Raw genomic sequence first — 5,506 nt, 5'->3', positions numbered from 1 at the left:
GACCCGTTTGCCGACCTCCGGCTTCCTACCGGCGTTCACGTCGCGCAGGAACTCAATCCCGTGCAGCACGCCGTCGAGGCCCATCCCGTCGATCTTGAGGGTCCGGCTCTTGCCGCAGCCCAGCGCGACAAAGGCGGCTGAATACCCCCGGGCGAGCAACTGCTGGATGCCGGTCGTCCCGTTGACCGGGCTGTTCAGCTTCAGTTCGACGCCGGTATCGGTGATATCCTTGATCTCCCGGTCGAGGGTTTCGCGCGGCAGACGGTAAGCCGGGATGCCCCAACGCATCATCCCGCCCGGCGCATCGGCCGCATCGTACACGGAGACCTTATAGCCCTTGGCCCTGAGATCGAGCGCGCAGGTCAGGCCGGCCGGTCCGGCGCCGACCACCGCAACCTTCTCCTCGCGCTCCGCCGCCGGCTGCTTGATAACTGGATAGTCGACCTTGCCGGCATACACATAGTCGGCGGCGAACCGCTTGAGAGCACGGATCGAGACCGGCGACTCGTACTCCTTCCGGTTGCACTCCTGCTCGCACGGGTGATGGCAGACCCGTCCGCAGATGCCGACAAACGGCAGCCGCTCGCGCACCAGTTCGTAGGCTTCCTTGAACTTCCGCTGCGAGATTAGCGCGACGTACCCCTGCGCGTTCACGCCGGAGGGGCAGGCCAGCCGGCACGGAGCCTTGCCTTCGTTCTTCTCGATGGCGACGGCGTTGGGAATCGCCTGCGGGTAGAGCTTGTAGGTCGCACGCCGCGTGGCAAGCTTCTGGTTGTACTCATCGGGAACTGCGACCGGGCAGACTTTGGTGCAGTCCATGCAGCCGGTGCACTTGTCGAGCAGGACGTAGCGCGGCTTGCGGCGGATGCGCGCCCTGAACCGGCCCGGCTCACCCTCAAGCCCGAGCAGTTCGCAGTAGTTGAGCAGCTCGATGTTCTGGTGCCGGCCGGTCCCGACCAGTTTCGGAGACAGGATGCACATCGAGCAGTCGTTGGTCGGGAAGGTCTTGTCGAGCATCGCCATCACGCCACCGATGGCCGGACCTTCGTCGAGCAGATAGACCTTGAACCCGGCGTCGGCCAGCTCAAGGGAAGACTGGATCCCGCCGATGCCGGAGCCCACCACGAGCACCGCGCCAACGGGGCGGTTCTCACTCATTGGCTCCGCCCCTCGGGTACGAGCAGGTCAAAAGGCAAAGGGCAAATGTCAAAGGTCAAAATCACTTGCCCCTCGACTTCGCGGTTACCACCGACTTGGCGATTATCCTGACAAGCTGCTGACATTCATCCAACAACGCGGCCAGTGAATCAGGAGCGACAAGGCGGCTGCGGGCAATCAGGCGCAACCAGTATCCGGATTCGCGGACTTCCTTGAGAACCAGTTGCAGTTTGTGCACGAAATCGGCGCGACTCTCTGCTCCACACGCTTCCTGGTAGTTGGCTCCGGCAGATGCACTCGCGCGCATCAACTGGTCCGATATGTATCGCCCCGCTGATGTCCGCCTCAGTCGGTCAGAGAGCCCCATCACGGAGGCGGCGAAGTCCAGAAGTCGGCCGTCGAGGTCAATCATCCTCAATCCCAGATTCTGCCCTTTGACCTTTGCTCTTTGGTCTTTGACCTCATACCCTAGAACAGGTCCGTCATCTGGAAGATGGCCTTCTTGGTGGCGTTCTTGTGCGTCATCGCGCCGGAGGGGCAGGCGACCGCGCACGCGCCGCAGCCCTCGCAGAGCGCGGCGTTCACCACGGCCTTCTTTGTCGCCGGGTCGACCTTGACCGCTTCATACGCGCAGGTCCGCTCGCAGTAGCCGCATCCCACGCAGATCTCTTCGTCCACCTCTGCCGTGGTCGGAGAGTGTGTCAGTCGCGTGTTGCCGAACATTGCGAGTACCTTGGCGGCCGCGGCCGATGCCTGCGCCACGGTCTCCGGGATGTCCTTCGGCCCCTGGCCACAGCCGGCCAGGAAGAAACCCGCGGTCAGCGTCTCGACCGGACGGAGCTTCGGGTGCGCCTCGGTCATGAAGCCATGGCTGTCAATCTGGGTCTTCAGTTTGCGTGCCAGGGCCACTCCGTCGGGACTCGCGACGACTGCGGTGGCGAGCACGACCATGTCCGCTTCGAGCTCGACCTTGCGGCCCGCCAGCGTATCCGACGCCCAAACCACCACCTTGTCGCCCTGCCTGAAGATCTTGGAGACCTTGCCGCGCAGGTACTGGATGCCGTCGTCGGTCGCGCGCTTGTAGAACTCCTCGAATCCCTTGCCCGGGGTCCGCACGTCGATGTAGCAGATCGTCGCCTCTCCGTCGTGCACCCGATGCTTGTACAGGATGGCCTGTTTGGCGGTGTACATGCAGCAGATCTTGGAGCAGTAGGGCATCCCGGCGGTCGAATCTCGCGACCCGGCGCACTGCACGAAGACGATCTTCTTCGGCACCTTGCCGTCCGAGGGCCTTTTGACCTCTCCCGAGGTCGGGCCGGAAGCGGAGAGCAACCGCTCGAACGCAAGTCCGTCAACCACGTCCGGCACCAGCCCGACGCCGTATGAGGCGAGGCCGGCAGCGTCGAACAGCTCGTAGCCGGTGGCGAGGACGATGGCGCCGACCTCTTCTTCGACGAACTTGTCGGTGTCGTCGTAGCGGATGGCGCCGGTCGGGCAGACCTTGGCGCAGATGCCACACTTTCCCTTTGTCAGGTAGACGCAGGCCTTGGCGTCTATCACCGGTCGATTGGGCACGGCCTGCGGCAGCAGCCGGTATATCGCCTTGCCCCTGACCAACCCACGCTCGAATCGAGCATCGGTCCGCCCCGCGCATTTCTCCAGACAGACGCCGCAACCAGTACAGGTCTTGAAATCTACGTAGCGCGCCTTCTGCCTGACCTTGACCTTGAAGTTGCCCACGTAGCCGGAGACACTTTCGATCTCCGAGTAGGTCATCAGCTTGATCTTCGGGTGACGGCCCGCCTCGACCGTACGCGGAGTTAGAATGCACTGGGAGCAGTCAAGCGTCGGGAAGGTCTCGGAAAGCTGCGCCATGTGCCCGCCGATAGACGGCTCCTTGTCAACCAGCACGACTTCGTGCCCGGCATTGGCAATGTCGAGCGCAGCCTGGATTCCGGCGATCCCGGCACCTACCACCAGCGCGCGTTTGTTAATAGGGACCGTGATCGCCTCGAGCGGGAAGTCGTTCTCCACCTTGGCCTTGGTCGTGCGGACGATCTCGGTCGCCTTGTCGGTCGCCTTGTCCTCGGTCACCCACGAGCACTGCTCGCGTATGTTGGCAATCTCGCATTGATAGGGATTCAGGCCGGCCTCGGCACTGGCGTTGCGGAACGTGGTCTCGTGCAGGGTCGGCGAGCAACAGGCAACGACAACCCGGTCCAGCCTGTCGTTCTTGATGGAATCTCGAATCATCTGCTGGCCCGGGTCGGAGCAGCAGTACTTGTAGTCCTTGGTGACCGCCACGCCCGGCATGACGCCGACCCGTTCCATCAGTTCGGGTATCTTCACGACTCCGGCGATATTGATACCGCAGTGGCAGACGAACACGCCGACCCGCGGGCGCTGTTTCTTCTGTGGCTGGGCCGGCTGCTCCATCATCTGCTAGAGCAATCCCTTCGACCTTAGAAAACCGGCCGGGTCTCCGGCGCTGTGTTCGAGGCCAAGCTCATCCAGGTTCAGGCCGACTGCGACCCCGAGCAGCTGCGTGAAGTAGAACACGGGCAACGAGCCGTCGGTCAGTACCCGCAGCTTGTCCAGGTTGTACTGGCAGAGCGGGCAGGTCGTGACAATCGCCTCCGCTCCCCAGGCGCGGGCGTTGTCCAGTATCTTCTGCGACGCCGCCTTGGCGACCTCGCGGCGGTTCACCACGAGGTACCCGCCGCAGCACTCCGCCTTGAAGTCGAACTTCGTCGGCTCGGCCCCTAGCACCCGCATCAGGTCATCCATCACTTGCGGGTTCTCCGGGTCGTCGAAGCCGAGCACTTCCTTCGGCCGCACCATCAGGCATCCGTAATAGGAAGCGACCTTCAGCTTCGCGAGCGGCTTTGTGACCTTCTCTTTCACCCTGTCCCAGCCGATGTCGTTCTTCAGCACCTCAAGATAGTGAAGCACCTTCACGGACCGCTCGAACTTCTCGTCGACGAACGTCTTCAGCCGCTCGCTCTCGATCTCGTTGCCCGGCTGGTCGAGACGGTCCTGCACCCGCTTCAGCACGTTGTAGCAGGCCGCGCAGAGGGTAACTAGTTTCTCCCCCAGTTGGCTGGCCTTGGCGAGGTTCCGCACCGGTCCGACCTGAGCAGCAAGGTCGTCACTGGTGGCGTTGTAGATGGCGCCGCAGCAGTTCCAGGACGGCATCTCGGTCAGCTCGAACCCGACCTTCTCAGCCGCCTTGCGCGCGCACAAATCGAGGTTCCGGGCCTTGGTGTAGAGCGTGCAGCCGGGGTAGTATGCGTACTTGGTCATACCGAGGACTTGCGGAAGGCGGCGATGAACGCCTGCTGCGGTATCTCCTCAAGTTCCGGGACAGTTACGGTGTCGGGGTCCACCCTGCTCTGCTTGGACCGAAGAATCAGCGCTCGGCAGGCCTCGGCAATCCTGGCATAGTCCACTGCCCGGGGACAGCGCGTCCCACAGACCAGGCAACTGGCGCACATCCAGATTCCTTCCGAGTCCAGCAGTTCCTGCGCCTTTCCCAACTGGAGCAGCCTGATTGCCTTGCTCGGCGGCGGGTCCATCGCCTCTCCGATCGGGCACCCCGACGTGCAACAGCCGCACTGATAGCAGTCGCTGACGTTCTGGCCGCTCAGCGTCTGCAACTGCTCAAGCAGTTCAGATGACGGATGGGATGTCGCCATTGGTGGACTAAGAGCATAAACCCGCTGAGATGCACTGTCAAGAACCATGGAAGCCTCAGCAAAAAACTTGACTTGCCGTGGCAGGGGGCGTATATTAGTGCAGGTTATGACCGACGAAGAGTTCTTCGATACACTCCTGGCTGAGTGCATCAAACGGAATGCATCCGACCTGCACCTGACCGTAGGGCGGCCGCCGACGCTCCGAATCGACGGCTACCTTCACCCCGTTGAGGGTTGCCCGGTTCTCATCCCCGAAATGACCGAGAGCTTCAAGAACATCGCCACCAAAGACTTGCGGCACCTGCGTGCCCAGATCGACAACGGCGGCGGTGGCGACTTCGCTCTTAACTTCCGCAGCATGGCGCGTTTCCGCGTGGCCGTGTATAAGCAGAAGGGGTATTTCGGCATGGCCCTCCGGCTGATCCCGCGCCGGATTCTGGCTTTTGAGGAGCTCTTCGTAACGTCACACCTCATTCCGCGTCTGAAGGGACTCCTCGACCGACCGCACGGTCTCATACTCGTGACCGGTCCGACCGGTATGGGCAAGACGACAACGCAGGCGACATTCGTCGACTACATCCTGGAGAGCCCGCGTCACGTTCTGACCATCGAGGACCCCATCGAGTTCAATCACGACCACAAGAATGGCCTGA

Annotated in this window: 6 protein-coding genes; 1 reads left to right on the top strand and 5 read right to left on the bottom strand. The window is 62.5% G+C overall.

What is annotated here, in order from left to right; genetic code table 11:
* From FJY68_13155 to FJY68_13135, 5 genes are all read right to left on the bottom strand, one after another.
* A partial coding sequence (locus tag FJY68_13155; protein ID MBM3332772.1) for an FAD-binding protein occupies window positions 1-1,158 on the bottom strand: 1,158 nt, incomplete at its 3' end.
* A 61-nt stretch (window positions 1,159-1,219) separates the two neighbouring features.
* On the bottom strand, window positions 1,220-1,570 hold the full coding sequence (locus FJY68_13150) for a four helix bundle protein (protein ID MBM3332771.1): 351 nt from the start codon (window positions 1,568-1,570) through the stop codon (window positions 1,220-1,222).
* A gap of 56 nt (window positions 1,571-1,626) precedes the next feature.
* On the bottom strand, window positions 1,627-3,594 hold the full coding sequence (locus FJY68_13145; protein MBM3332770.1) for a CoB--CoM heterodisulfide reductase iron-sulfur subunit A family protein: 1,968 nt from the start codon (window positions 3,592-3,594) through the stop codon (window positions 1,627-1,629).
* 6 nt (window positions 3,595-3,600) lie between these two features.
* On the bottom strand, window positions 3,601-4,461 hold the full coding sequence (locus FJY68_13140) for a disulfide reductase (protein ID MBM3332769.1): 861 nt from the start codon (window positions 4,459-4,461) through the stop codon (window positions 3,601-3,603).
* Complete coding sequence (locus FJY68_13135) at window positions 4,458-4,853, bottom strand: heterodisulfide reductase (GenBank protein MBM3332768.1); 396 nt, start codon at window positions 4,851-4,853, stop codon at window positions 4,458-4,460. The genes FJY68_13140 and FJY68_13135 overlap by 4 nt, the downstream gene beginning before the upstream one ends.
* Before the next feature lie 46 nt (window positions 4,854-4,899).
* Here FJY68_13135 and FJY68_13130 point away from each other — a divergent pair.
* The coding region (locus FJY68_13130) for a hypothetical protein (GenBank protein ID MBM3332767.1) at window positions 4,900-5,506 on the top strand (607 nt) is incomplete at its 3' end.

It is taken from the genome of candidate division WOR-3 bacterium (assembly GCA_016867815.1).
Classification (GTDB): Bacteria; Hydrothermota; Tepidihabitantia; order Tepidihabitantales; family Tepidihabitantaceae; genus UBA2258.
This window is presented reverse-complemented; position numbering and strand designations above follow the sequence as displayed.